Annotated in this window: 25 protein-coding genes; 13 read left to right on the plus strand and 12 right to left on the minus strand. The window is 62.7% G+C overall.

Annotated elements, in window-relative coordinates:
- Positions 1-101: 101 nt before the first annotated feature.
- The gene (locus CO670_RS25570) at positions 102-578 is read right to left on the minus strand and encodes a MarR family winged helix-turn-helix transcriptional regulator (protein ID WP_097592824.1); all 477 of its coding nucleotides are present in this window, start codon (positions 576-578) and stop codon (positions 102-104) included.
- Between the two features lie 97 nt (positions 579-675).
- Here CO670_RS25570 and CO670_RS25575 point away from each other — a divergent pair, with 97 nt between their 5' ends.
- Both CO670_RS25575 and CO670_RS25580 read left to right on the plus strand, forming a co-directional pair.
- Positions 676-1044, plus strand: a complete 369-nt coding sequence (locus CO670_RS25575) for an antibiotic biosynthesis monooxygenase family protein (protein ID WP_210202695.1) — start codon at positions 676-678, stop codon at positions 1042-1044.
- 118 nt (positions 1045-1162) lie between these two features.
- Entirely contained in the window at positions 1163-2422 is a 1260-nt protein-coding gene (locus CO670_RS25580) for a ferredoxin reductase family protein (RefSeq protein WP_097592826.1), read from the plus strand.
- Between the two features lie 57 nt (positions 2423-2479).
- Here the strand turns inward: CO670_RS25580 and CO670_RS25585 are convergent, their stop codons facing one another.
- The 6 genes from CO670_RS25585 to CO670_RS25610 all read right to left on the minus strand — a co-directional run bounded on the left by CO670_RS25585 (position 2480) and on the right by CO670_RS25610 (position 10183).
- Positions 2480-4624, minus strand: coding sequence for a methyl-accepting chemotaxis protein (locus CO670_RS25585; protein ID WP_097592827.1), 2145 nt, complete (start codon positions 4622-4624; stop codon positions 2480-2482).
- A gap of 16 nt (positions 4625-4640) precedes the next feature.
- A complete protein-coding gene (locus CO670_RS25590) occupies positions 4641-5570 on the minus strand; it encodes a substrate-binding domain-containing protein (RefSeq protein ID WP_097592828.1) in 930 nt (309 codons plus the stop codon).
- A gap of 179 nt (positions 5571-5749) precedes the next feature.
- Positions 5750-6634, minus strand: a complete 885-nt coding sequence (locus CO670_RS25595) for a carbohydrate ABC transporter permease (protein ID WP_097592829.1) — start codon at positions 6632-6634, stop codon at positions 5750-5752.
- Positions 6624-7550 (minus strand): sugar ABC transporter permease, encoded by a 927-nt coding sequence (locus CO670_RS25600; RefSeq protein WP_097592865.1) that lies wholly within the window; start codon positions 7548-7550, stop codon positions 6624-6626. The genes CO670_RS25595 and CO670_RS25600 overlap by 11 nt, the downstream gene beginning before the upstream one ends.
- A gap of 37 nt (positions 7551-7587) precedes the next feature.
- Positions 7588-8811, minus strand: a complete 1224-nt coding sequence (locus CO670_RS25605) for a sugar ABC transporter substrate-binding protein (protein WP_097592830.1) — start codon at positions 8809-8811, stop codon at positions 7588-7590.
- A 49-nt stretch (positions 8812-8860) separates the two neighbouring features.
- Entirely contained in the window at positions 8861-10183 is a 1323-nt protein-coding gene (locus CO670_RS25610; protein WP_097592831.1) for an alpha-L-fucosidase, read from the minus strand.
- 207 nt (positions 10184-10390) lie between these two features.
- Between CO670_RS25610 and CO670_RS25615 the strand changes: the two genes are divergently transcribed.
- Complete coding sequence (locus CO670_RS25615) at positions 10391-11398, plus strand: LacI family DNA-binding transcriptional regulator (RefSeq protein WP_097592832.1); 1008 nt, start codon at positions 10391-10393, stop codon at positions 11396-11398.
- Between the two features lie 10 nt (positions 11399-11408).
- On the opposite strand, the gene CO670_RS33455 is transcribed toward CO670_RS25615, so the two are convergent.
- Positions 11409-11594, minus strand: coding sequence for a hypothetical protein (locus CO670_RS33455; RefSeq protein ID WP_097592866.1), 186 nt, complete (start codon positions 11592-11594; stop codon positions 11409-11411).
- A gap of 210 nt (positions 11595-11804) precedes the next feature.
- Here CO670_RS33455 and CO670_RS25625 point away from each other — a divergent pair, with 210 nt between their 5' ends.
- The 4 genes from CO670_RS25625 to CO670_RS25640 all read left to right on the plus strand — a co-directional run bounded on the left by CO670_RS25625 (position 11805) and on the right by CO670_RS25640 (position 15602).
- Positions 11805-12533, plus strand: coding sequence for a FadR/GntR family transcriptional regulator (locus tag CO670_RS25625; protein ID WP_097592867.1), 729 nt, complete (start codon positions 11805-11807; stop codon positions 12531-12533).
- Positions 12534-12781: 248 nt separating this feature from the next.
- Positions 12782-13795: an ABC transporter substrate-binding protein gene (locus CO670_RS25630; protein ID WP_097592833.1), complete on the plus strand. Its 1014-nt coding sequence runs from the start codon at positions 12782-12784 to the stop codon at positions 13793-13795.
- A gap of 94 nt (positions 13796-13889) precedes the next feature.
- Positions 13890-14708 (plus strand): ABC transporter ATP-binding protein, encoded by an 819-nt coding sequence (locus tag CO670_RS25635; RefSeq protein ID WP_097592834.1) that lies wholly within the window; start codon positions 13890-13892, stop codon positions 14706-14708.
- Positions 14709-14720: 12 nt separating this feature from the next.
- Positions 14721-15602 carry an ABC transporter permease gene (locus tag CO670_RS25640; protein WP_097592835.1) on the plus strand — a complete coding sequence of 294 codons (882 nt, stop codon included), beginning with the start codon at positions 14721-14723 and terminating at the stop codon, positions 15600-15602.
- A 155-nt stretch (positions 15603-15757) separates the two neighbouring features.
- On the opposite strand, the gene CO670_RS25645 is transcribed toward CO670_RS25640, so the two are convergent.
- From CO670_RS25645 to CO670_RS25655, 3 genes are all read right to left on the minus strand, one after another.
- Entirely contained in the window at positions 15758-17158 is a 1401-nt protein-coding gene (locus tag CO670_RS25645; protein WP_097592836.1) for a sensor histidine kinase, read from the minus strand.
- Positions 17148-17816: a response regulator gene (locus CO670_RS25650; RefSeq protein WP_097592837.1), complete on the minus strand. Its 669-nt coding sequence runs from the start codon at positions 17814-17816 to the stop codon at positions 17148-17150. The genes CO670_RS25645 and CO670_RS25650 overlap by 11 nt, the downstream gene beginning before the upstream one ends.
- A gap of 123 nt (positions 17817-17939) precedes the next feature.
- Entirely contained in the window at positions 17940-18962 is a 1023-nt protein-coding gene (locus CO670_RS25655) for a LacI family DNA-binding transcriptional regulator (RefSeq protein ID WP_245425995.1), read from the minus strand.
- Positions 18963-19215: 253 nt separating this feature from the next.
- Between CO670_RS25655 and CO670_RS25660 the strand changes: the two genes are divergently transcribed.
- The 6 genes from CO670_RS25660 (at position 19216) to CO670_RS25685 (ending at position 24046) form a co-directional block, all read left to right on the plus strand.
- Entirely contained in the window at positions 19216-20019 is an 804-nt protein-coding gene (locus tag CO670_RS25660) for a transporter substrate-binding domain-containing protein (protein WP_097592839.1), read from the plus strand.
- Between the two features lie 63 nt (positions 20020-20082).
- Positions 20083-20787: an amino acid ABC transporter permease gene (locus CO670_RS25665; RefSeq protein WP_097592840.1), complete on the plus strand. Its 705-nt coding sequence runs from the start codon at positions 20083-20085 to the stop codon at positions 20785-20787.
- Positions 20784-21443 (plus strand): amino acid ABC transporter permease, encoded by a 660-nt coding sequence (locus CO670_RS25670; protein ID WP_097592868.1) that lies wholly within the window; start codon positions 20784-20786, stop codon positions 21441-21443. Before CO670_RS25665 ends, CO670_RS25670 begins: the two co-directional genes overlap by 4 nt.
- Complete coding sequence (locus CO670_RS25675; protein WP_097592841.1) at positions 21424-22155, plus strand: amino acid ABC transporter ATP-binding protein; 732 nt, start codon at positions 21424-21426, stop codon at positions 22153-22155. The genes CO670_RS25670 and CO670_RS25675 overlap by 20 nt, the downstream gene beginning before the upstream one ends.
- Positions 22156-22472: 317 nt before the next feature.
- Complete coding sequence (locus tag CO670_RS25680) at positions 22473-23039, plus strand: isochorismatase family protein (RefSeq protein WP_097592842.1); 567 nt, start codon at positions 22473-22475, stop codon at positions 23037-23039.
- A complete protein-coding gene (locus CO670_RS25685) occupies positions 23036-24046 on the plus strand; it encodes a helix-turn-helix domain-containing protein (RefSeq protein ID WP_097592843.1) in 1011 nt (336 codons plus the stop codon). Before CO670_RS25680 ends, CO670_RS25685 begins: the two co-directional genes overlap by 4 nt.
- Here the strand turns inward: CO670_RS25685 and CO670_RS25690 are convergent.
- Positions 24041-24889, minus strand: a complete 849-nt coding sequence (locus CO670_RS25690; RefSeq protein ID WP_097592844.1) for a carbohydrate-binding protein — start codon at positions 24887-24889, stop codon at positions 24041-24043. The genes CO670_RS25685 and CO670_RS25690 overlap by 6 nt on opposite strands.
- Between the last annotated feature and the right edge of the window lie 27 nt (positions 24890-24916).

Below are 24916 nucleotides of genomic sequence, written 5' to 3' on the forward strand. Positions count from 1 at the left end.
TATGTCGGCATGGGGCCGGTGGCGGCGCCTTATTGAGGGCAGCCTTGCTCCGCCGGCACCAAAAGCTCCGGTGCCGAAGGCGTCTCGACGGTGCGCCCCTGTCAGCCCAACTCCTCGCCCCCTTCATTTCCTTCCAGCTTCTGCAGAAGCGCCTTCATGACCCGGTGGGTCGTCTCGATGTCGGTGATTTCGAGGCCTTCCGCCAAGCCGCTCGCCCAAGGGGCCTGGAGGCGCATGGCCGCGTTGAAGGTCTCGCGGCCCTTCTCCGTCAGCACCACGAGCTGGGCGCGCCGGTGATGCGGATTGGCCGCGAAGGCGACAAGGCCTTCCTTCGCCAGATCGTTGACGATGCGCTGCACGTTCTGGCGGTTCGCGCCCATATCGCGAGCAAGCCAAGCGACCGGCTGCGGGCGCTGCGACGCGCCGACCGTGCCCAAAACCTGCCAGCGCGCACTCGTCAGCCCGAGGCCGGCAACCAGCCTGTCGCCCGAGGTCAGCATCCGGTTGTTCAGCCGGAAAAGGTCGAGAATGAGAGTGGTCAATGCGGATCCAGCAGCTGTTCGCTCGGGCTCGTCCATTTGTCACCATGCAATCTATTTGACATCATAGTGTCAATATTATATGTTTCATTCATGTCGAATTGACATCATGCAACCATATAGACTGGAGTAGACCGTGTCACCCATGCGTCCGATGGACCCTGCCTTCCCGATCGACCGCCAGATCGGCATCGATGCCTCCCCGGTCGTGCTCGTCAACCTGTTCACGCTCGACAAGGCGGATGAACCGGCATTCCTCGAAAACTGGCAGGACGACGCGGCCTTCATGAAGAAGCAGCCGGGCTTCATCTCCACCCAGCTGCACCGCGCATTGGGCGAGAACCCGACCTATCTCAATTACGCCGTCTGGGAATCGAACGAACATTTCCGGGCCGCCTTCACCCATCCCGAGTTCCGGGCCAAGATATCGGCCTACCCCTCCTCGGCCGTCGCCTCGCCGCACCTCTTCCAGAAGGTTGCGGTGCAGGGCATCTGCGTGGCTTAGCGGAAGAGCAGGCCTTCGGGCCTGCGAAAAACAAGAGACATGGCTTCAGCGAAACGCCGTACAGATCTGAACGGCGGCTGGATCGCTGTGCCGTCAGCTAATTTATGGACATCAAGTCATGTTGAAAAGACGGGGCATCCTCGCCATCGCCGGTCTGATTGCCGTCTTCACGATCCTTCATCTCGCTTTGTCGCCGGATCGCTATGCCCCACGGCTTCTTGGCGCAACGACGCTCGGCGGCGCGGCATTCCTGCTGATGACGGTTGCCGTGTTGCTCTCGACGCGGGCCAAACCGCTGGAGGATCTCTTCGGCGGGCTCGACCGCATGTATCAGGTGCATCGGGTGGTCGGCGTCTGCGCCGCACTCATCGCTTTCCTGCATTTCTTCACGGTGCCGAAGGCGCTGCCGCCGGAGGCCGATCCCGCCAGCAATTCCCTTCTTCCCTCGGTGCCCTTCGGCATTCTCGGGCTCGTGCTGCTGGTGATCGGCCTGTTCCTCGCTCTCAACAAAAGGATCAGCTATTCCCGCTGGCGACCGGCGCACAAGGCGATGGGACTCGTCTATCTGCTGATCATCGGCCATTTCATGGCCGCGCCGCCGGCCCTGCTCGACCATGCGAGCCCTTCCGTTCTGCTTCTGATCGTCGCGGCCGCCGTCGGCCTCCCGGCACTCTTCTATTCGCTTTTCGGGCTGAACAGGCGCCGCAGCCATTCCTTCACCATCGAGGCTGCGAACCCGCTGGAGCGGGCGACCGAACTCGTTCTCAAGCCCGTGAACGGGCTTCTCGATTTCACGCCGGGACAATTCGCCTTCGTCGAAGTGCAGGGCAAGGGCTGGCAGGAAGCGCACCCCTTCACCATATCGAGCGCCCCTGGCGAAAATCGCCTGCGGTTTACTATCAAGGCCCTGGGCGACTGGACGCGAAAACTGCGCGCCGAACTGCAGCCCGGCGGCACCGTGCTGGTCCGCGGCCCTTATGGCAGATTCGACAGCGCATCCGCCGGCGGAAAACAGGTGTGGATCGCGGGCGGCATCGGGCTGACGCCGTTTCTATCGACGCTGCGCGCCATGAAGCCCGGCGATGCCCGCAGCATCACCTTCATCTATGCCACGCGCAACGAAGCCGAAGCGATCTTCCTCGACGAGTTGAAGGCACGGAGCGCCGAGCTCGGCAATGTCGATCTCATCCCGCTGTTGTCCGATCACGGCGACTTCGCGCGCGTCGAGGGCATCAAGCAGATGCTGGCGGAACCTCTGGCTGCCTATGACTATTTTCTCTGCGGTCCGAAACCGATGGTCGACGGGCTGATCGCCGGCCTTAGAAAGGCGGGCGTATCGCGGACCCGCATCCATACCGAGGCCTTCGAGTTTCGCTGAAAACACTGTTCCCGCCGGGCTTGGCCTCGGCGGGAGCACTTGACGGTTCATAAGACTTCAAGACGCCATGGCATAGTAGCGCTGCTCCGATGCCCGGCCGCTGCCCGTCTTGAAGCGGCGCAACAGTTCGGCGAGGCCTTCGGTTTCCTGCGTCAGGCTCTGGGCGGCGGCGGTGGTCTCTTCCACCATCGCGGCGTTCTGCTGCGTGACCTTGTCCATCTGGTCGCCGGCGGCGGAGACTTCGCGCAGGCTGGTCGCCTGTTCGCGGGCGGCGACCGCGATTTCGGCGACGGTCGCATTCATCGCGGTGACCTGCTCGACGATCTGTTCGAGCGAGACGCCGGATTCGCCGACCAGCTCGACGCCTGTCTTGACCTGCATCGAGGAAGTGGAGATCAGCTCCTTGATCTCCCTTGCCGCATTGGCCGAACGCTGGGCGAGCTCACGCACTTCCTGGGCGACGACGGCAAAGCCCTTGCCGGCTTCACCGGCGCGCGCAGCCTCGACGCCGGCATTCAGCGCCAAGAGGTTGGTCTGGAAGGCGATCTCGTCGATGACGCTGATGATGTTGCCGATCTTCGACGAGGAATTCTGGATCTCCGTCATCGCGGCGATGGCGCGGGAGACGATTTCGCCGCCCTTTTCCGCATTGGTGCGGGCCGTCGCCACCACGGCCTGGGCGCGGCTGGCGCCCTCCGCCGTTCCGTTGACGCCGCGGGTAACGTCACCCAGCGCCGCGACGGTTTCCTCCAGCGAAGCCGCCTGCTGCTCGGTGCGGCGGGCAAGATCGTTGGAGGCGGTGGAGATTTCCGCAAGGCCGGAGCGGATGGTCGTGACCGCGCGGATGACGGAGCCGATCGCTTCCTCGAGGCTTGCGACCGAGCTGTTGAAGTGATCGCGGATCCTGACATAGCGATGGTCGACTTCGCCGACGCGCACGGAGAGATCGCCCTTCGAGAGCGCATCGAGACCGAGCGAAATCTGGCGGAAGGCATGCTCCATCACCTGCGCGTCGGAAAGCCGCTCTGCTTCCTGGCGCAGCCGTTCTTCCTCAGCGGCAAGGCGGGCGCGTTCGGCATTGGCTTCGGCGATCAGCTTGGCGCGTCCGGTTTCCTGGAAGACCTTCAGCGAGCGCGCCATGGCGCCGAGTTCGTGACGGTGCTCGACGCCGGTGATGACGATGGCGTCGTCGCCGCGGGCAAGGCGCTCCATGGATTGCGCCATGCCGCGCACCGCCGAGGAAATCAGCCGGCCGACGAAATAGGAGAGCACGAGACCGATGACGATCAGCAGGCCGCTGATGACGAGCGTCGTGCTGGTCGCCGAAGCAACCGTTGCTTCCACCGAACCGTCGAGCGTCTTCTGCGCGCCGGTCACCGTCGCCTGAAGATCCCTGAACTCGCCGGCGATCTTCGGCGCGAGCACGTTAAGCTCAGTCTGGCGGATATTGCCGGAGGTCTGCAGCACATCCTTCATGTCACCGAGGCGGGCGGTGTAGTTCTGCATCAGCTGGCCGGCGCCCATCAGGCGCTTCTTCTGCAATTCGTTCTTCGCAGCCTTGGCGGCGGCATCGTTGAGCGCCACCGCTTCGGCGAGTGCCGCCTGCGCCGTGTCATAGGCGGCGAAATCGTCGGAGTGCACGAAGCGTTCGGAGAAATAGAGGCTGCGGTTCAGGGCTTCCAGCGTCTCCGCCGTCATGTGCAGCAGGGCGACGTCGTTCTGGCGCCAGGCGCTGCGCATGACATCGTTGAGCGCGATGCTGGTCCAGGGGCCGAATTCGGTAACCTTGGAGATCAGCAAGTCGCGGCGGGCCTGGAGGGAGACGATCTGTTCGAAAGCCTTGCCATAAGCGGCGATATCCTGGCGGATCGTCGCCAGACCCGACTGCAGGTCCTTGTTGCCGGCAAAACGCGGATCGTCCGCTTCGAAGGCCTTCACGCCGGCGCGGAAGCTGTCGACCACGGCCTGGGTCGGCGTGGTGCGGAAGGCTTCGGCCGACATCTGGATCTCGTGCAGCTGGTCGCTGTAATCCGAGATCGCGAGGCTCTGGCCGGCCGTGGCGCGGTAGGAGGCGAAGATCGAAGCGAGCCCGTTCATGCCCGAGATCGCGCTGACGGTCAGCAGGCTCATCAGCAGGATCAGCGGCACGAAGCCTGCGGTGATCTGCGCGCGAATGCCGAATTTATTCCAGAAATGCAACATCACAGGCCTCTTATGCTCACTGGCTCTTCGGCAGGTATTGGGCAATGTTCTCAGGGGTCACGAGCTCGAAGGGAACGTTGTTTTCCCGCGGCACCTTCTCCTTCTTGACGAGCTTGACGGCAGCTTCGACGGCGGCGGCGCCCTGCCCGACGGCGCTCTGCAGAATGGTCACGTCGAGATCGCCGGCGACCATCGCAGCCAGCGCATCGTCGGTCGCATCGACGCCGGCGACGACGACGTCCTTCATCGGCATGCCGGCCTTCTTCATGGCGCGGATCGCGCCGAGCGCCATCTCGTCATTATTGGCGATGACGGCGTCGAACTTGACGTCGGCCGAAAGCCATTCCTGCATCTGCTCATCGGCATAATCGCGCGACCAATAGGCCGCCTGCCGCTCGACGATCTCGAGCCCCTTGCACTCGGGCGTGGCGATGACGTCTGAAATATCCTGCGTGCGTGCGCGGGCGGCCGCATGGAAGGGTTCGCCCATCAGTACGACGACGCGGCCCTTGCCCTTGAGCAGAGCGCAGACCTGCTTGGTCTCCAGCGTGCCGGATTCCTTTTCGTTGGAGGCGACCACCACCTGGTTTTCGGGAAGATCGAGCAGGTTGGAGGGAACGTTGTTGATGTAAACAAGCGGAATGCCGGCATCCGCCGCCATCTTGGTCATCTGCGGCCCGAGATCGCCGTCGGAAACGGCCAGGATGATCGCATCGACCTTGTCGGCAATGAGCTTCTGAACCTGCTTCTTCTGCAGCTCGTTGTCGCCCTTGGCGTTTTCGGTGACGAGCTTGAGGCCGGAGATCGTCTGGCCGTGATTGACGACGCCGTTCAGCAGCGCGGTCCTGAATTTGTCGAGATCGGACATCGAGACGCCGATCGTCTGCGCATTCGCGACAGTGACCGACATCGCCAAGGCGATGGATGCAAGCGTGGCCGTTTTCATGAATTCCCCTGCGCAATTCGGATAGAACTGCGTTATTTCAAATCATGGTTAAATTTTACTTTGCGCGCGCAAGCGAGAAGTAACGCGGGGAATCGGAATCTCGCGGCGGCACGCGGCTGGACTTGAAACGGGCCGAGCCGGATTTGAAGTGACGGCATCAAGTCTTTGTTTTTTAAATATCAGCGTCCGCCGAAACCGGAGCCGACGGTGATGCCCTTGTAGATCACCCTTTGCAGCACGATCGCGAGGATGACGCCCGGCACCATGGAGATTGTCGCGCCGGCCATGATGTAGTTCCAGGAGGTGCCCTGCTGCGTCTGGAACAGAGTGAGCCCAAGCGGCAGCGTGGCTTTGTCGAGGCCGCTGGTGGCGATCAGCGGCCAAAGGAAGCTCTTCCACTGTGCGATGAAGGTGAAGAGCGACAAGAGGCCGATGGCCGGCATGGCGAGCGGCACGATCACGGTGACGAGGATGCGCAGGCGCGAGGCTCCGTCCATCATCGCCGCCTCGTCGAGATCCTTGGGAATGCCGAGGATGAACTGGCGCAGCAGAAAGGTGCCGAAGGACGAGAAGGCAACCGGCAGGATCATGCCGTGATAGGTGTTGATCCAGCCGAGCTTGCTGACGACGAGGAAGAGCGGGATGACCAGCATCACCTGCGGGATCATCAGCGTGCTGAGATAGGTGAGCAGCAGCCCTTCACGGCCGGGAAACCGCAGGCGGGCAAAAGCATAGGCGGACAGGCAGGAGACGACGAGTACGATCGCCGTCACGCCGCAGGCGACGATGAAGGAATTCATCAGGAAGGTGCCGAAGGGCAGCGAAACCAGCGCCTCAACGAAATTGCCCCACTGATATTCCTCGGGCAGGATGCGCACCGGCACGGCCAGCACTTCGGTATTGGAGCGCACCGCGTTCGACACCATCCAGAAGAAGGGAAAGAGGAAGAGCAGCGCGATCAGCGAAAGGCCCGCATAGCTGATGAAGGCGCCGATCCGCCGCAGGATGCGGTGCCGGTTCCGCGACAGGGAATGCGGATGCCGTGAGGTCGCGTCAGTCGTCATAATGCACCCATTTGCGCTGCATGTGGAACTGCAGGATGGTGAGGCCCATGATCATGACGAACATCACCCAGGCGAGCGCCGAGGCATAGCCCATCTGGAAATTGGTGAAGCCCTTCTGGTAGATGGCAAAGCCGAGGGTGGCCGTCGCCGAGCCCGGGCCGCCGCGCGTCATGGCGAAGATCTCGTCGAAGACCTGCAGCGAGGTGATGGCCGTCATGACGGTGGCGAAGAACACCGTCGGCGAGATGAGCGGCAGGCGGATGCGCCAGAAGCGCCGCCAGGGCCCTGCCCCGTCGATCATCGCCGCTTCGAGATAGTGCTTCGGCACCAGGTCGAGCGCGGCATTGAACATCACGACGTTGTAGCCGACATTGGCCCAGAGCGTGACGAGCACGACCGCCTGCATGGCCCAGCTCGAACTCAGCAGGAAATTCGGCAGGCCGAGGCCGAGCGCCCGGATGACGCTGTCGGCGAGCCCGTCCGGCGTGAAGATCAGCAGCCATACCACGGAGGCTGCGATCGTCGGGGTGAAGGTCGGCAGGAAGAAGATCACCCGGAAGATCGCCTTGCCGCGCTTGAGGCTCGATATCCAGACGGCGAGCGTCAGCGACACGATGATGTTCAGCGCAAGATATTCGACGGCGAAGAACAGCGTATTGCCGAGGATGGTGTAGAAGGCCGGATCGACGGTGAAGAGCTTGATATAATTCTGAAATCCGACAAAGGATGGCGTCGTCAGCAGCTGCCAGTTGGTGAAGGAGAGCGCCAGCGACGCCAGGATCGGCAGGGCCATGAAGATCATGAAGCCGAGAAAACTCGGTAGCAGAAACAGCATGGCCGTCTGCGTTTCCGGCTTCAGAAAGCGCCTGGGCTGACCGGGCTGCAGGCTCATTTCGGCAACGGCGCTTTCCGACATCTCTTCCTCCACGCGCGGCAATTCCTGCCGCGCCATCCTATTGCTGCGCGAGGCTCTGGATGGACTCCATGGTCTGCTTGGCGTCGGCGCTGCCGCCGAAGGCGGGCGGGAAATACTGGTTGAACAGGTTTTCCACCGCCGCCCAGTTGTTGGTGATCACATAGGGCACCGAATGCGCCAGCGAATAGTCGAGCGCCTCGCCGCCATTGGTGATGTCCTTGGCCGCCACCTTGTACCAGGAGGATTGCGAGGCCGTGCGGGCCGGAAGCGCGCGGCCCTGTTCGGCGAGATATTGCAGCGCCTCAGGGCTGGTCAGCACCTGGATCGCCTTCCAGGCCGCATCCTTGTTCTTGCTCGTCGTGGCGATGCCGAAACCGGAGCCCGCCGTGACTGCGGCAAGGTCCTTGTCGTCCTCACGCGGCAGGGTGGTGAGGCCGATCTTGAACTTCGCCTTGTCCTTCATACCGATGATCGACCAGGGACCATCGACATACATGGCGACATTGCCCGAATTGAACCGGCCCTGGATGACCGTGCCGGCATCGGCGCTCGACGGCACCAGCGGCGCGATCTTATCCTTGGCGGCAAAGCCGATCACCCGGTCGGCGGCGGCGACGGCGCTCTGATTGGTAAGGTCGAGCTCTCCTGAATCATTGACATATTTGTCGCCCCAGGCCGAAGCGAGCACCGAATAGTTCTGCGGCGTGATGCCGAAGCCGTATTTGCCGTCCTTGGTCAACTTCTTGGCAGCGTCGGTAAACTCCGCAAGCGTCCAGCCCGGCTTCGGCAGCGGAACGCCGGCGGCTTCCAGCGCATCCTGGTTATAGTAGATAACCCACGGGCCGACGTCATAGGGCAGGCCGTAGAGCCGCTTGTCGACCGACATGCCGCCGATGATCGAGGGCGTAAAAGCGCCGACATCGAACTTGTCGGCGGCGATCCGGTCGTTCAGCGGCTCGAGCAGCGAATAGAAATTCGGCATGCGCAGCGACTGCATGGAAACGATGTCGGCGAGCTGGCCCGACGCCGCCAGCACCGGCAGGCGGGTCCAATAATCGACCCAGCCGGTTGTCGTCAGCGTCACCTTGATGTCGGGATATTTGGCGGTGACCATGTCGGCCAGGTGCTGCCAGCCCTTGGTGTCGGCATCGGAACCGGTCCACATCTGCCAGGTCAGGTTGATCTGCTCGGCCGATGCCGTTGTGGCAAAGAGGCTGCCGCCGATTGCGGCAAGCAAAAGCGTTTTCTTCAGAACCTTCATGGGTTTCTCCTCCCTCCATGACGCAATGAACACGCGAGTGCGACCGAGTTCACGCCTTGAGGACGATCTCGATCACCGGGACGGTAACGTCGGGTCGCCGGACCGGCAGTTCGAGCGTGATCATGCCCTCCGGCACCATCACGCCGATATTGGAATCGACTTCCTTCGTCTGGCTGAGCCAGCGCACTTCGCTGGCATCTTGCAGGAACTGCGCATAGGCGATCCTGTCGGCGAGGCCCTCGATATGAATGTGGCGGTAGGGCCAGTTATAGACATGCAGATAGAGGCGGTTGCCGCGCTGGGTGTAGCGGCAGCCGGCCGGCACCGGAAATTTGGAGGGACCGGCGCCGTAGATCGAGCGACCATTGACCTCCATCCAGTTCTGGTAGACCTCGAGCGCGGCGATGGCGCGGGCGTCGAAGGTGCCGCGGCCGGTCGGGCCGACATTCATCAGGAGGTTGCCGCCGAGCGCCACGGAATCGATCAGCAGCTGGATGATCTGCTCCGGGCTCTTCCAGCTGTCCTCGTCGCGGTGATAACCCCAGGAGCCGCTGAAGGTGTGGCAGGCTTCCCAGAGCACGCCCTGGCTGGCGATGGCGGGCGCCACGCGCGGCGTATACTGCTCTGGCGTCGTCACGTCGGGCAGCTTGCCCGGCGGCAGGTCGAGGCGGTTGTTGACGATGATTTCGGGCTGCAGGTCACGAACCAGTTCGAGCAGCCGCTCGCTCTCCCAGTCGGCGCGTCCCTTGCCGGGCAGGCCGCGATATTCGCGCCCGGGATAGCTGAAATCGAACCAGATGATGTCGATGCGGCCGAAGCCGGTCAGAAGCTCGCGCACCTGGTCGCGCATATAGGCGGCGTAATTGGCGATGTTGCGCCCTGAATTCAGCGCCTCGGCGTCGGGATGGTTGCGCAGGGGGTGATGGACGTCGATCGGAAAGTCGGGATGGTGCCAGTCGAGCAGCGAATAGTAGAAGCCAATCTTCAGCCCCTCGGCGCGGAAAGCCTCGACCAGCGGCGTCAGCAGATCCTTGCCGCAGGGCGTGTTCGGCGCCTTGTAATCGGTGACCTTGCTGTCCCACAGGCAGAAGCCTTCATGATGCTTGGTCGTCACCACGACATATTTCATGCCGGCGAGCCGGGCACGGCGCGCCCACGCCTTGGGATCGTAGAGATCGGGATCGAAATTCTCGAAATAGCGCTGGTAATGGTCGTCGTTCAGCTCTTCGCGGTTCTTCAACCACTCATGCCGCGCCCCGAGCGCATAAAGGCCCCAATGGATGAACATGCCAAGGCGATCATGGCTGAACCAGGCGTGCTTGCCCGCCCCTCCCGATACAGGATTTTCCGGCTGGCTTTCCGAACTCGTCACAGGTTTCTCCTCCCTGTTTTCCGGCTCGACATCATATCGAACCGGTTCGGTGGCTGATCATCTTGCTTGATACCGTGCCTGTCAAGCTGAAATTCGGAAATCGTGAAACCCATTGTATTGGCACACATTCTGGCTAATCATGGAGGATAAGTTGCGCAGACGGAAGAAATCTGACAAAAGGAAAGCTTTAGAACCGGTTCGATAGACATGACGACCATACGAGATGTCGCGCGCCTGGCGGGAGTTTCGATCTCGACCGTCTCGCTCGCGCTCAACAGCCCGAAGCGGGTCGGCGCCGAGACGCTGGACCGCATCCAGCAAGCGATCAAATCGACCGGCTACCGCATCGATCCGGTGGCCCAGACGCTGGCGCGCGGGCGCAGCTCGCTCATCGGTTTCGTGTCCGCCAATCTCGGCAACATGTTCTTCGGCGACATCCGCCGCGAGATCGAGCACCATGCGCTCGACCACGGCTATTTCGTCCTGATCGCCGACTCTTCCGGCAGGGCCGATCTCGAACGGGCGCTGCTGGAGCGGATGGAAGCCCAGAAGATCGCCGGCATCGCGCTGGCGACCAACGGCCACGGCGAGGAATACGCGGCGTTCCTGCGCGACTTCAAGACGCCGATCGTGATGTTCGACCAGAAGGTTGAGGGTGCCGAGCGCGATTTCGTCGGCTCCGACAATCCGCTGACGACGACCATCCTGACCGAGCACCTGCTGCAACTCGGCCACCGGCGCATCGCCTTCATCTCCGGCCCGAGCGGCCTGCACACCGCCGACGAACGCCTGAAGGGCTTCATGGATACGATGGCGGCCGCCGGCGTCGATGTCGATCCTTCGCTGGTCACCGAAGGCGGCTATACCAGGACGGGCGGCCATACGCAGGCGATGCGGCTGCTCACCCGCCGCGACCGGCCGACCGCCATCATCGGCGCCAACAACATGATGGGGCTCGCGACGCTGCAGGTGATGCAGGAGATGGGTTTCCGCTGCCCTGAGGACGTGTCGCTGGCGATGGTCGACGACGTGCCCTGGAGCAACGTCATCACGCCGCGCATCACCATGGTGGTGCAGGATGCGCAGAAGCTCGGCGAACTGGCGGCGCAGCGGCTACTGGCAAGAATCTCAGGCCCCGAAGCCGCCGCCGAGCCGCCGCGGGATTTCATTCTGACGCCGAGATTCGTGCGGGGGGAGTCGACCAGGCGGCTGTAAAGGCGCTTGCCTAAACTTCCTCACGAGGCAAGGGAAGAGGCCGATCATCATCGAGGCTATCAGCCCATGCTCGCATCAACCCGTGATCGACAGTCCTGCCCTCGTCCACATCAACCAGTGCCTCAAGGGTCAAACTCCGACGCTTCTCCTGAGCAAGCGACAGCGGAACATGTTCAGTCGGGATTCTGGTTTCCATCGAAGCTCTCTTATCGACCATCGCAATCATAGCGAATAACTTACATTCATATATGACGGCGCCGCCCTACCGCCAAAATCGGCAAGCGCCGCAACCGCGCATCCATTGAAAGCGCGCAAGATTTGTCATACATGTGTGATGAATCGTAATTTCGGAATGTCGCAGGTTCGGCATCCGGATCGAAGCCGATGCGGGGGTCGAGGCGTGGCTATTCAGGGGAAGGATCGCAGCAGGGGTTCGGGGTCGCTGGTTTCACAGGTCGGCGAAAGCCTTCGCCAAGCGATCCTCAGCGGCCAGTACGCCGCCGGCGACAAGCTTCCGAGCGAGCATGAACTGACCGAAACCCACAGCGTCAGCCGGACCGTGGTGCGTGAGGCGGTGGCAGCCCTTCGCTCCGACGGGCTGGTCGAGGTGCGCCAGGGCGCGGGCATCTTCGTGATCAGCCCCGACCCGGCGCTGTCGGGCCGGAAAGTCGACAAGGCCCGCGTCGCCTCCGATCTGGAAGTGCTCGAAATCCGCACGCCCGTCGAAATCGAGGCAGCCGGACTTGCCGCGCTCCGCCGTTCGCCGGCGCAGGAGGAGGCGATCTTCGAATGCCACCGGAAAATCCTCCATTGCATCGAGACGGACCAATCCATCCGCGAGGCGGACCTGGAACTCCATGTCGCCATCGCCGAGGCGACGAACAATCCGTTGTTCAAGCACTTCCTGGAATCCCAGGGCTCGGCGATCATCCCGCAGTCGCGGCTCGTCCCGGAAACCAGAACCGCCGAGCAGACCGCCTACCGCAAGCTGATCCATCGCGAACATGAAGCGATCATCGTCGCGATCTCCGACAGGGACGATCAGGCGGCGCGCAACGCCATGCGCGAGCATCTGGTCGGCAGCCAGGCGCGATATCGCAACCTGCTGAAGGATCTGCGCAGCTTTACAGGCTGAGGCCGGCGGGAAGCGCCGCAAGCCCATCCGGCCGCAGCAAGCAAATCTGCTGGCCGATTGCGTCATCACGTCTATTGTAGGGCTGCTGCGCGCCCTGTCCGTATGCGGCATGGACGGACGGTTTACCCGTCTGCGGCTGAAAGCTAGTTGAAAGCTTCGACGTCATAGGAAAGGGCAGCATCGTGGAGGAGACACGGGTCAAAGGTGGCGAGACGACGATGCGGGTAAACCACTAGGAGGAGTTTTCCATGCGTTCTTCACGCAGCCTTTTTCACACCGTCGCTTTTTCCGTCCTGTTGACCGCAGCATCCTTTGCTACGACAGCCGCCCATGCAGCCGACAAGATCACCATCATGGTCGGCGGCTATGAAAAGCAGATCTATCTGCCCGCCAAGCTCGCCGAATCCCTCGGCTACTTCAAGGACGAGGGTCTCGATGTCGAGCTTCTGAACGAAGCCGCCGGCGTCGATGCCGAAAACCAGCTGCTGGCTGGCGCTGTCCAGGGCGTCGTCGGCTTCTACGACCACTGTGTGGACCTGCAGGCCAAGGGCAAGTTCGTCGAATCCATCGTCCAGTTCAGCCAGGCGCCGGGCGAGGTCGAGATGGTGTCGAGCAAGCATCCGGAGATCAAGTCGCCAGCCGACTTCAAGGGCAAGAGCCTCGGCGTCACCGGTCTCGGCTCCTCGACCAATTTCCTGACCCTTTACATGGCCTCCAAGGCCGGCCTGAAGCCCGGCGATGTCGTCACCATTCCCGTCGGCGCCGGCGGCACCTTCATCGCCGCCATGCAGCAGGATCAGATCCAGGCCGGCATGACGACGGAGCCGACGATCTCGCGCATGATCAAGACAGGAGAAGCGAGCGTTCTCGTCGACATGCGCACGGTCGAAGCGACCCGTCAGGCGCTCGGCGGCACCTATCCGGCCGCATCGCTCTACATGGAAACGTCCTGGGTCGATGAACACAAGGAAGAGGCGCAGAAGCTCGCCAACGCCTTCGTCAAGACGCTGAAATACATCGACACGCATTCGGCCGCCGAAATCGCCGACAAGATGCCGAAGGATTTCTACGTCGGCGACAAGGACGGCTACATCAAGGCTCTCGAAGAGGGCAAGGGCATGTTCACGCCCGATGGCGTCATGCCGGAAGACGGTCCGAAGACCGTGCTTGCCGTGCTCTCGGAGTTCTCCAAGAACGTCAAGGGCAAGCAGATCGACCTTTCCAAGACCTACACGACGGAATTCGTCAAGAACGTCCAGTAAGTCAGCCGCGCCGCTCCCGGCTCCCAAGCGGGAGCGGCCTCCGTTCGATCATGGGCATTGCGTGCGCGCCCTCAAGCACGCCTCAGGTATCACCATGCAACAGGACAACAAACAGGTCCCGGCGATCGAGCTGATCAATGTCAGCCGCCGCTTCGTCTCGCCGACCGGCAAGTCGCTCACTGCGCTGCGGGATTTCAACATGACGGTCGCCCGCGGCGAGTTCGTCGCCGTCGTCGGCCCCACCGGATGCGGCAAGTCGACGACACTCAATCTCGTGACGGGGCTCGCGCGCCCCTCCGCCGGCGAAGTCCGCCTGATGGGCGGGTCGATCACCGGCATCGACCCGCGCGTCGGCTTCGCGTTCCAGACCGACGCGCTCTTTCCCTGGAAGAACGTCATCGACAACGTCATGGCCGGGCCGCTGTTCCGCGGCAAGCCGCGCGCCGAGGCGGAAAAGAGCGCCCGCGACTGGCTGGCGCGCGTCGGCCTGTCGAAGTTTCTGCACCACTACCCCCATCAGCTCTCCGGCGGCATGCGCAAGCGCGTCTCGCTGGCCCAGACTTTCATCAATGAGCCTGAAATCCTGCTGATGGACGAGCCGTTCTCGGCGCTCGACGTGCAGACCCGCACCGTCATGCACGAGGAGCTTCTCAAGCTCTGGGCAGAGCGCAAGGCTTCGGTGGTGTTCGTCACCCACGACCTCGAAGAGGCGGTGGCGCTTGCCGACAAGGTCTATGTGCTGACCGCCGGCCCGGCCACGGTCAAGTCGGTCTACACGATCGACCTTCCCCGCCCACGCGTCGTGTCGGAGATCCGTTACGAGCAGAGCTTCATCGATTACTGCAAGACGATCTGGGAAGACCTGCGCGAAGAGGTCGAGACCAGCTACCGCCGCGCAAGCGAAGCGGCCTGACGGGAGGAAATCATGGCACACATCACGCTCGAGGCCGGTTCGGCCGCTCTCTTTCGCCCGGGCACATCGGATGCCGAAATCGAAGCCTCCGCACTGAAGGCGATGCGCCGGCGCAACGCGCTGGTGCGGTTCTGGCAGATCGCCATCCTGGTCTTCGTGATCGGCATGTGGGAGCTCGCTTCCAACATGCAGTGGATCGACCCGTTCTTCTATTCGAGCCCGAGCGGCGTTCTCGAGCGCCTTTACGAATGGGCGACGGAGGGCACCACCGAAGGATCGCTCTGGTACAATCTCTGGGTGACGATGGAGGAGGCGCTGATCGGCTTCTTCGCCGGCTCGATCACCGGCGTCTTCGTCGGCATCGGCCTCGGCCGCAACCGCTTCCTGTCGGATATCTTTTCCGTCTACATCAAGGCGATCAACTCGATCCCGCGCGTCGTCCTCGCCCCGATCTTCATCATGATCATGGGCCTCGGCCTGCCGTCCAAGGTCGCGCTCGCCTTCATCATGGTGTTCTTCGTCGTCTTTGCCAACGCCTTCCAGGGCGTGCGCGAGGCCGACCGCAACATGATCGCCAATGCCCGCATCCTCGGCGCCTCGGACTGGCAGGTGACCCGCACGGTGGTCATTCCCTCGGCGATGAGCTGGATCTTCGCGAGCCTGCACGTCTCCTTCGGCTTTGCGATCATCGGCGCCATCGTCGGCGAATTCGTCGGCGCCCGCTTCGGCATCGGCCAGCTCATCTCGATCGCCAAGGGCACGTTCGACGCAGCCGGCATGTTCGCGGCAATCCTGCTCGTCATGGTCGTCACACTCGTTGCCGAATACATCATGACGCTGATCGAGAACCGCCTGGCGAAGTGGCGGCCGCAGCAGCACCTCGATACGCAATAATCGGATCTGCTTCCTCCCAAGGCAGATCAAGGGAAGGCCGGGTGTGAAGCCCGGCCTTTTCGTTTGATGGCAAATTCAGGCCACCCCCCTTTCGTCATGCTCGGCCGGTTAAGGCTGACAACTGCCCCTCATCAAACTGGGGCCGAGCGCCCGATTCAAGCAAGCGGCAGCCGCACCGTCACGATGAGTCCGCCGCCCTCCGCGTCGCTGAGCGATACCGAACCTCCAGCTCCTTCGACGACCTCGCGGACGATCGCAAGACCGAGGCCGCTTCCTTCGCTTTCGGTCCCCATGATCCGGTAGAAGCGCTCGAAGACCTGTTCGCGCTCGGCTTCGGGAATGCCCGGACCACTGTCCTCCACGGTCACGACTGCGCTTCCGTCGACGTGTCCGACCGAGACGGTCACCCGCCCATCGGCACCGCTATAGCGGATCGCGTTGTCGATGAGGTTGACCAGCATTTCGCGCAGCATCGTGCCGTCGCCCTCGACGATGACGGGGCCGTCCGCTTCCAGGCCGACATCGATATTGCGCTTCAGCGCCTCTTCGGCATGCGCTTCCAATATTTCGCGGGCGGCCTTGCTGAGATCGGTCACGTCGCTGCGCGGGCGCCGGCTGCCGGGCTCGGCCCGCGACAGGGTCAGGAGCTGGCCGGCGAGGCGCGAAATCTGCCTGGTGCTGGTGCGAAGCGCGGCAAGCGCCTCGTCGCGGCGCGCCGCATCGCCTTCGCGGGCAGCCACGCTCGCCTGCGTCGAAATCAGCGCGAGCGGCGTTCTGAGCTGATGCGCCGCATTCGATACGAACCGCCGCTGCGCGGCCATCTGGCTCTGCACGCGCTCCATATGGTCGTTCAGCGCGTGGACGAGCGGGCGCAACTCGCTCTGCACCATCTCCGGCGGCAGCGGATCGAGACGGTTGCGGCCACGCTCCCGCACGGCGTCCCGCAGCCTCAGAGCCGGCGCAAGGCCGCGCTGCAGCCCGAGAATGGTCACCAGGCTTGCAAGGAAGACCAGCACGAACTGCTTTGCAAAATCCGAAAGCCACAGCTGCCTTCGCATCGCATATTGGCTGTTATGCGTCACCGCGACGGTCACGGAGATCGTGCCGCCATCGGGAAGCCCGACGACGGGATGGTCGAGCGTCAGGACGCGCACATCCGCACCGTGAAAGGCTCGATCCTCGCCGACACGCTGGGCTGACGGCAGCGGCAGGTCGGGAAAGCCGCTCACCAGATTGCCCCACACGGTGATGACTTGGTAGAAAACGCGGTCGCCGAACCCCGTATCGAACATCTCGAGTGCGGCGGGCGGGACATCGACCTGGACATTGCCGCCCTCATCGACGCGCACCGCCTCGGCAATGACGCGGGCCGAGGCCAGGAGCGTGCGGTCCGTCACCAGTTTCGCCGTCGCATCGGCGGACCAGAAGCTGTCGTAGAGATTGAAGCCGATCGCGCCGAACAGCGTCAGCAGCACCAGGGAAAGCAACTGCACCCTGAGGCTCTGGCTGAGCCGGCCGACGGCAGCGCCGATCTTGCTGAGGGCGCTACTGAACATGTCTGAGGAGATAGCCGAGGCCGCGCAATGTCGCGATCTGCACGGAGCTGGCCTCGAGCTTCTTTCGAAGCCTGTGGACATAGATTTCGATGGCGCTCGGATCCGCCTCGTCGTCGAAACCGAAGACGCTTTCCGAAAGGGCGGCCTTCGAGACCGTGTTGCCCACCTTCATGACCAGCTGTTCGAGAACGGCATATTCGCGCGGCGTCAATTGCAGCGGCTCGCCCTCGACGAAGAACTGCCGCGTGCCGCCGGAAAAACGCAGGTTCCCGACGGTGATCTCCGACGACGCCCGGTCCTGCCCGCGTCGCACCACCGCGCGGATCCTCGCTTCGAGCTCGGCGATTTCGAAGGGTTTGGCGAGATAATCGTCGGCGCCGCTGTCGAGCCCCGCCACGCGGCCGTCCAGGCTCGCATTGGCGGTCAGGATGATGATCGGGAGCTTGTTGCCCGATCGTCTCAGCCGCTTCAGGAGCGTCAATCCGTCAAGCTTCGGCAGCGAAAGGTCGAGGATCATCGCCGAATATTCCGCCACCTTGAGCAGATGCTCGGCGTCTTCGCCGTCATAGGCGATGTCGATCGTATATTGCGCCTGCCGCAGGGCCTTGCCCAGCCAGGCCGCCAGATCCTTGTTGTCCTCCACCACAAGCAGTCGCATCCGATCCCCTTAGCACGGCCGGACGGACTAGCGGAAGCGACCCTTTGCCCACCGCTGACGAGCGCCCACATTCACGCTGATCGGAAGAGGCTCACATCCAAGCCGCCGAACGGCAAGGAGTACCTATATGGCAAGGGTCGTATTGCCCTGTACCAGTTCCAGCCGGGCTTGCCAAAAATCCGGCACTGGCTCCGCCTCCATCATCTGCAATAGCGCCTGTGCGGCCTTCTCTCCGATTTCCGTGCGCGGCACATCGATCGTGGTGAGTCGCGTTCGGACCGCGTTGGCCAGCGATGTGCCATTGAAGCCGACCACGGAAATCCGCTCGGGCACCGGAAGTCCGGCTTGGTGCAGATAGGAAAGCCCACCCAGCGCCATGGCGTCGTTGAGGAAATGGATGCCATCGATTTCAGGATGCATCCGCATGAGCTGCTCCGTCAGGAAGCGGCCGGTCACTGCTTGCCGCGGCCTGTCTTCGCAGGTCATGCTGACGAGATCGATGCCGGCGGCGGCCAGCGATGATTTCAGCGCGAGATGACGCCGGCGAGCGCTGAGGTCCTTATCGAGTTCGGCGCCCACATAGGCAATGCGCTTCAGGCCGCGATCGAGGAAATGGTTGGCAACCAGGCGCCCCGCCTCCTCATGCGATGGGCCGGCGCTGAAATCCAGCGCGTGCCTGTCGCAGTCCCAAAGCTGGATCGCCGGACAATTCCGCCGCGCCAGAAGCGCTTGCGCATCAGCACTCCTCGCCATGCCGCCATTCAGCAAGAGCCCGGCCGGCTGGAACGACAGCATTGCCCGGATCAGGTCCACTTCGACGGACGGATCAAATTGCGACTCGCCGATGAATGTCTGGAATCCCTTCGGCCTCAGTATGGCGTTAACTCCGCTGAGGACTTCCGCATAGACGATGTCGCTGATCGAAGGGATGATGACCGCCACGATCCGGCTTCTGCGCGAGCTCAATGTACCGGCGAGGCTGTTGGGCAGGTATCCAAGCTCGTGCGCCGCCTGCCTCACCCTCTGCCGTGTTTCCTGCGAAATGTTGCCAACTTCCCGCAACACCTTCGAGACAGTCATTTTGCTTACCCCCGCCTTGCCGGCCACTTCAGCCAGGGTGACGGTCTTGGGGCGTTCTGAATCCACGATTTTCTCCTGCTCTTCGATGCTTATGAATTCGCTTGACGCCGTAAAATGTTATCGATAACTTTATCCAAGGTTAGCGATAACCTTAAAGCTGGCAGCATACAATCTCAAGCCCTTCCGAAAGCCGTTCAGTTGGTGCGACGGAAGGCTCTTATGCTGGCGATGGGAGGTCCGGCACACGGGGTTCGCAAGGCTTCGACGCGGAAGCCAGCGAAAGCGTGACCGTTTGAAATCATCCAGAGGAGGAAGATCAATGAAGTTTTCAAATAGCATCCGAACCGCACTCGCCGCGATCGGGATCGCCGCGGCCGGCCTGGCGTCCGCCGTCGAGGCGCATGCCGTCACGCTGAACGACATCATCTCGCGCGGCACCGTCCGTATCGGCGTGCTGACCGGGGCGCCGCCCATGGGAATGGTCGATGAAAAGGGCAATCCCACCGGCTACGATGTCGACGTCGCGAACCTGATCGGGGGCTATCTATCGCTGCCGGTCGAGCTTGTGCCGTTAACGCCGCCGGCCCGCATTCCTGCCTTGCAGACCGGCAAGGTCGATTTCCTCGTCGCCACCCTGGCGCCGACCGGAGAGCGCGCCAAGACGGTCATGTTCACGCAGCCCTACAGCGCCTTCAACATGGACATTATCTCCGGTCCCGACCAGAAATTTGCCAAGCTTGCCGATCTCGAAGGCAAGCGCGTCGCCGCCAACCGGGGTTCGTCGCAGGAAACAGCGCTCCGCAAGGCTGCAATTCCGGGGCTGGAAATCGTCGTTTACGAAGATGATTCCACAAGCGCCCAGGCGCTGATCGCCGGCCAGGTCGATGCCGTCGCGCTGCCCTCGACGGTTGGCGATGCGATCATCAAGCAGCGCCCGGATGCCGGCCTGCAGGTCGGCTTCACATTCTTCCAGCAGGGAAACTCGATGGCCACCAAGCTGGAAGATTTCGAACTGCGCCAATGGCTCAACACCGCTATCTACCTGATGAAGATTTCCGGCGATCTCGACAAGATTGCGACCAAGTGGACCGGCCGGCCGATGCCGACGCTGCCGACGTTCTGACCGCAGTTCTCGAGGATCCGCCGGCGAATGCTCCGGCGGATTTCCCCTAACCACGGAGTCCTCATGTCCTACACATTTCAGTTCGGCGTGCTGGCCCAATACCAGGAGCAGATCTTCAGCGGTATCTGGCTGACGGTCAAACTGTCGGTGCTGTCGATCGTTCTCGGCTGCGCTGCCGGCATCGTGCTTGCCTCGGTACGCTCCATCTGGGGCGGTGTGGTCCGCCTTCTCGTCGATGCCTATGTCGAGATCATCCGCAACACACCCTTTCTGGTCCAGCTGTTCATCGTCTATTTCGGCCTGCCGGGCCTCGGCCTGCGCGTCGGCGCCGATACGGCCGCGCTGATCGGCATGACAATCAACCTTGCCGCCTATTCGACGGAGATCATTCGGGCCGGCATCGAGGCAATCCACAAATCGCAGATCGAGGCCGGGGAGGCCTTGGGGCTTACGCGCTTCCAGATCTATCGCCATGTCATCATCGTACCGGCGATCGCCAAGGTCTATCCGGCGCTGTGCAGCCAATTCGTGCTGATGATGCTGGCCTCCAGCATCTGCTCGGCCATCTCGACCCAGGAACTCGCCGCCTCGGCTGCCTTCATCGAATCGCAGACCTACCGGTCCTTCGAAATCTATATCGCCGTCACGCTGATCTATCTCGCCTTGGCGCTGACACTGCGCGCCGCTCTTGCCCTGATCGGCATGTGGCTTTTCGGCCGCCGTGTCGCGCGGCGAGCAATGACGGCGCTCCCGGAGGTGCAGGCATGACCCTCACGACCTTTGGTGCCGATCAGTTCGGCTTTCTTCTTCTATCGCTGCAATGGACGCTCCTGCTGACGGTGATCGCACTGATCGGCGGCGGCCTGCTGGGCTTTGCCGTGGCGCTGGCCCGTACGGCACAGCCGAAACCCGTGCGAGTAGCGGCAGCCGCCTATATCCAGATCATCCAGGGCATTCCGGTGCTGATGATCCTGTTCCTCTCTTATTACGGTCTCAGCCTCGCTGGCCTGGAACTGCCGCCCCTCTTCGCGGCGGGAGCGTCCATGACGATCTACGCCTCCGGCTATCTTGCGGAAATCTGGCGGGGCTGCATCCAGGCGGTGCCGAAGCAGCAATGGGAGGCGTCGGAATCCCTCGCCATGACCAGATTGCAGCAATACCGCTATGTGATCCTGCCGCAGGCGATGCGCATCTCCTTGCCGCCGACGGTCGGTTTTGCCGTCCAGGTGGTGAAGAATACCTCGATCGCCTCGATCATCGGCTTCGTCGAGCTTGCCCGGGCCGGGCAGCTTATCAACAACGCGACGTTCCAGCCATTCCGCGTCTTCCTCGTGGTCGCCGGGCTTTATTTCGTCGTCTGTTACCCATTGTCCCAGCTCTCGCGCTTGCTGGAAAGGAGGCTTCATGCCGGAAGTAGTCGTTGAAAACGTCCACAAGAGCTTTGGTGCTCTCGAAGTCCTCAAGGGCGTATCTCTAAGTGTCGGTCGCGGGGAAGTCTTTGCGCTGATCGGTCGATCGGGCTCGGGCAAAAGCACGCTGCTGCGCTGCATGAACGGCCTGGAAAAGATCAATTCCGGCCGCATCGAAATTGCCGGCCATACGCTCGGGGAAGATGCAAAGGCGCTTCGCAAGCTCCGCACCGATGTCGGCATCGTCTTCCAGAGCTACAATCTCTTTCCGCATTTGACGGTTGGCGAGAACATCATGCTGGCGCCGCGGATCGTCAAGGACGTGGCGAAGACGAAGGCCCGGGAGGTTGCCCATGAGGTACTGAAGCTCGTCGGCTTGTCCGAAAAGTTCGATTCCTACCCGGACCAGCTTTCCGGCGGCCAGCAGCAGCGCGTCGCCATCGCCCGCTCGCTCGCGATGCGGCCCAAGGTCATGCTCTTCGACGAGGTGACATCAGCACTCGATCCAGAGCTCACCGAAGAAGTGCTCTCGGTGATGGAGCAGCTCGCCCGCGACGGCATGACCATGATCCTCGTGACGCATGAAATGGGTTTTGCCCGGCGCGTCGCTACGCAGACGATCTTCATGCACAAGGGAAAAATCTGGGAACAGGGACCGTCTGCCGCGCTCTTCGCCGATCCACAGACGCCGGAACTCCGGCAGTTCGTGAAATCCGACGTCAAATAACGGATTTTCCTTGTCGTTGGGTGTTGATCCCGGCACGAGACAGTCTTCGCGATGGCGCCGGGTAGCTGTGGAATATAGCGCATCCGTCGATCCGGCCGGCCGGATGCCGGCCGTTTCGTGATCGTCACGCTCTCACCTGATAATGCGAATGCCAGTCTGGCCACGAGCGGCCGGCTACATCAGACATCGCCTCCGAGTATCAGAGTGTCCTCAGCCGTCATTGGCGCGAAGTGTCCGCTAATTGTCCGGCGCGTGCATTTTCCTCTGTGCAGGGATCACCGAATATGGCTTCATGATCAACATCCACGGAGCAAGAAATGTCCGGCCATGAAACCATACTTCTCGTCATCGACGCTCAGGAGTCCTTCCGGCAGCGCGATTATTGGGATGAAAGCCTCGCATCCGCCTATATCGATCGTCAGCAGGTTCTGATCGACGGCGCGGCGGCGCGCGGGATACCCGTCATTCAAATCTTCCATGTCGATGGAAGCGGGCCGTTTTCGGAAAGCTCGGGCTTCGTCAGGACGCTCGCCCCGCTCAGGATCACGCCGAACGCGACCTTTAGGAAGAGCCGTCACAGCGCTCTCGTCGGCTCCGGACTCGATGTCTGGCTGACCGAGAATGGCGTGCGTCGCATCATCGTCTCAGGCATCCGCACCGAACAATGTTGCGAGACCACCACCCGCCACGCATCGGATCTCGGCTACCAGGTCGATTATGTCGGTGAAGCGACGCTGACCTTCCCGATGACCGACGCGGCGGGACGCACCTGGAGCGCCGGGGAAATTCGCGGCCGCACGGAACTGGTCCTGTCGGGCCGTTTCGCCAGGATCGCCACCGTCGAACAGGCGCTGGCGGGGCGTGCTGAGCAGCTCGCCGCATGACGGACGTCGCGCAGCCCTTCGATATCTCCGTCTTCGTCGTCGTGCCGCCGCGCGTGCTGCTGCTCGACGTCGCCGGCCCGATCGAAGTGCTGCGCAAGGCCAACCTCGAACAGCGGGCGGTGCGCTTCAGCGTCACCTATATCGGCCCGTCGGCAACGGTGGGCAGCTCGATCGGCCTTGCCGTCACCGGCGTCGCCGCCCTGCCGGAGCACTTGCCCGATCGGGCGCTTGTCGTCATCGCCGGCAGCGCCGACGCCCCAATGGAAAACAACCGCCCCTGGGACGAGGAGGAGCGGGCCGCGCAGGCCGCGATCGTCGCGTGGCTGAAACGCGCCATCCGTCCGGGGATTCGATTGGTCTCGATCTGCTCCGGCGCCCTGCTCGCCGCCGAGGCCGGGATGCTCGACGGCCGCGAATGCACCACCCATCACGGCTGCATGGAGGACCTGGAAAAGCTGGCGCCCACCGCGCGCATCCGGGACAACCGGCTCTATGTCGAGGACGGCGAGCGCCTGACGAGCGCCGGCATCACCGCCGGCATAGATCTCATGCTGCATATCGTCGCCGAGGCGGCAGGACATGCCTGCGCGCTTGCAGTGGCGCGATATCTCGTCGTCTATCTCAGGCGCGGCGGCTCGGACCCTCAGCTTTCACCCTGGCTCGAAGGCCGCAACCATATCCACCCGGTCATTCACCGTGCACAGGATGCGGTCGCCGCCGACCCCACTCGTGACTGGTCGGTCGCCTCGCTGGCGCGTCTCAGCGGCGCCAGCCCGCGGAACCTCTCGCGGCTGTTCAACGAACAGACCGGCATGAGCGTTACGGATTTCGTCAACCGCATGCGCGTGGCCCTCGCCCGCGAAATGCTCGCCGGTTCACGGCTGGATATGGAGGCCGTGGCGATGCGCGCCGGCTTCGGCTCTGCCCGGCAGCTGCGCCGCGCGTGGAACCGGCTGCATGAGAGCCCGCCGAGCGCGGCGCGGCCGAGGCCGGCCTTGGGTTCATAGCGTAAGAGGAAGGGCGGCGTGCCCGGCCTCGTCTGCGACAGCGACGGCCGCAGCGCCCGGCGCCTCCGTTCCCCAGATTTCGATCTGCGTCAGCGCCGGAAAGGGCGAGCCGTCCTCGGCCTTCATAAGCCCGTGCAGCTCAACCCATTCGACGGTGCAGGGCTCTATCGGAAAGCGCTGCGCCGCGCCGGATTTCACCAGCGGAAAAGCGGAGGTTCTGCCGTTCGAAAAGGTGACGCTTGCCTGCTCCCACCAGGAATCATGCGGGAAATCCGCCCTGATGTAGAAGACGATCTCGTCGATCCGCACGGCCCGGCCGAATTCCACCGTCAGCGCGGCCTTGGGATCGCGATTGATGCCCCAGCTCGTATAGGGCCAGAAGCCGTGGTTGTCGTTGGCCTTTTCGCCGTCGATCGCGTTGCGGGCGGCAAAGACCGCTTCGCCGCGGGTCTCGACATTGGCGCGGGCATGCGGGAAGAGCGCCCGGTTGGCGTGGTCGTCCCAGGGATTCAAAGCGAGATTGCGCCGATGGGCGCGCTCGTCAGGCCGCGCGCTTCGCGCCGAAAGCCGGTGGATATCGCCCTTGAAGGCGTTCGGGGAATAGGACTTGCGCTTGTCGCCGAAAGGCACGGCAAGCGAATAGGCGCTTTCCCTGAGATAGACCAAAGCGGGATGGATCGCGCTATCGAGCGCGAGGAAGACATGGCCGGGCTCGGAAGCCTCGACGACGACGCAGTCGCCCTCGCGATAGTTCTGGCGATAGACGAGAAAGGTCTCGTCCCGCCCGGTGGCGCTCGCCAGCACGAACCCGTCGGCATCCACGATCTTCAGCGTCAATTCCATGTTCGTCCTCCTCAGAGCATGAGGCCG

The organism is Rhizobium sp. J15 (genome assembly GCF_002531825.1).
Lineage (GTDB): Bacteria > Pseudomonadota > Alphaproteobacteria > Rhizobiales > Rhizobiaceae > Rhizobium.

What these genes read in the sequence shown, in the direction of transcription:
- CO670_RS25675 (WP_097592841.1), top strand. Translation starts at nt 21,424, where the DNA reads ATGCCGGAAGTAGTCGTTGAAAACGTCCACAAGAGCTTTGGTGCTCTC.
- CO670_RS25645 (WP_097592836.1), bottom strand. Translation starts at nt 17,158, where the DNA reads ATGTTCAGTAGCGCCCTCAGCAAGATCGGCGCTGCCGTCGGCCGGCTC.
- CO670_RS25660 (WP_097592839.1), top strand. Translation starts at nt 19,216, where the DNA reads ATGAAGTTTTCAAATAGCATCCGAACCGCACTCGCCGCGATCGGGATC.
- CO670_RS25615 (WP_097592832.1), top strand. Translation starts at nt 10,391, where the DNA reads ATGACGACCATACGAGATGTCGCGCGCCTGGCGGGAGTTTCGATCTCG.
- CO670_RS25600 (WP_097592865.1), bottom strand. Translation starts at nt 7,550, where the DNA reads ATGTCGGAAAGCGCCGTTGCCGAAATGAGCCTGCAGCCCGGTCAGCCC.
- CO670_RS25640 (WP_097592835.1), top strand. Translation starts at nt 14,721, where the DNA reads ATGGCACACATCACGCTCGAGGCCGGTTCGGCCGCTCTCTTTCGCCCG.
- CO670_RS25665 (WP_097592840.1), top strand. Translation starts at nt 20,083, where the DNA reads ATGTCCTACACATTTCAGTTCGGCGTGCTGGCCCAATACCAGGAGCAG.
- CO670_RS25590 (WP_097592828.1), bottom strand. Translation starts at nt 5,570, where the DNA reads ATGAAAACGGCCACGCTTGCATCCATCGCCTTGGCGATGTCGGTCACT.
- CO670_RS25680 (WP_097592842.1), top strand. Translation starts at nt 22,473, where the DNA reads ATGTCCGGCCATGAAACCATACTTCTCGTCATCGACGCTCAGGAGTCC.
- CO670_RS25605 (WP_097592830.1), bottom strand. Translation starts at nt 8,811, where the DNA reads ATGAAGGTTCTGAAGAAAACGCTTTTGCTTGCCGCAATCGGCGGCAGC.
- CO670_RS25685 (WP_097592843.1), top strand. Translation starts at nt 23,036, where the DNA reads ATGACGGACGTCGCGCAGCCCTTCGATATCTCCGTCTTCGTCGTCGTG.
- CO670_RS25650 (WP_097592837.1), bottom strand. Translation starts at nt 17,816, where the DNA reads ATGCGACTGCTTGTGGTGGAGGACAACAAGGATCTGGCGGCCTGGCTG.
- CO670_RS25595 (WP_097592829.1), bottom strand. Translation starts at nt 6,634, where the DNA reads ATGACGACTGACGCGACCTCACGGCATCCGCATTCCCTGTCGCGGAAC.
- CO670_RS25630 (WP_097592833.1), top strand. Translation starts at nt 12,782, where the DNA reads ATGCGTTCTTCACGCAGCCTTTTTCACACCGTCGCTTTTTCCGTCCTG.
- CO670_RS25690 (WP_097592844.1), bottom strand. Translation starts at nt 24,889, where the DNA reads ATGGAATTGACGCTGAAGATCGTGGATGCCGACGGGTTCGTGCTGGCG.
- CO670_RS25635 (WP_097592834.1), top strand. Translation starts at nt 13,890, where the DNA reads ATGCAACAGGACAACAAACAGGTCCCGGCGATCGAGCTGATCAATGTC.
- CO670_RS25580 (WP_097592826.1), top strand. Translation starts at nt 1,163, where the DNA reads ATGTTGAAAAGACGGGGCATCCTCGCCATCGCCGGTCTGATTGCCGTC.
- CO670_RS25570 (WP_097592824.1), bottom strand. Translation starts at nt 578, where the DNA reads ATGGACGAGCCCGAGCGAACAGCTGCTGGATCCGCATTGACCACTCTC.
- CO670_RS25670 (WP_097592868.1), top strand. Translation starts at nt 20,784, where the DNA reads ATGACCCTCACGACCTTTGGTGCCGATCAGTTCGGCTTTCTTCTTCTA.
- CO670_RS33455 (WP_097592866.1), bottom strand. Translation starts at nt 11,594, where the DNA reads ATGGAAACCAGAATCCCGACTGAACATGTTCCGCTGTCGCTTGCTCAG.
- CO670_RS25585 (WP_097592827.1), bottom strand. Translation starts at nt 4,624, where the DNA reads ATGTTGCATTTCTGGAATAAATTCGGCATTCGCGCGCAGATCACCGCA.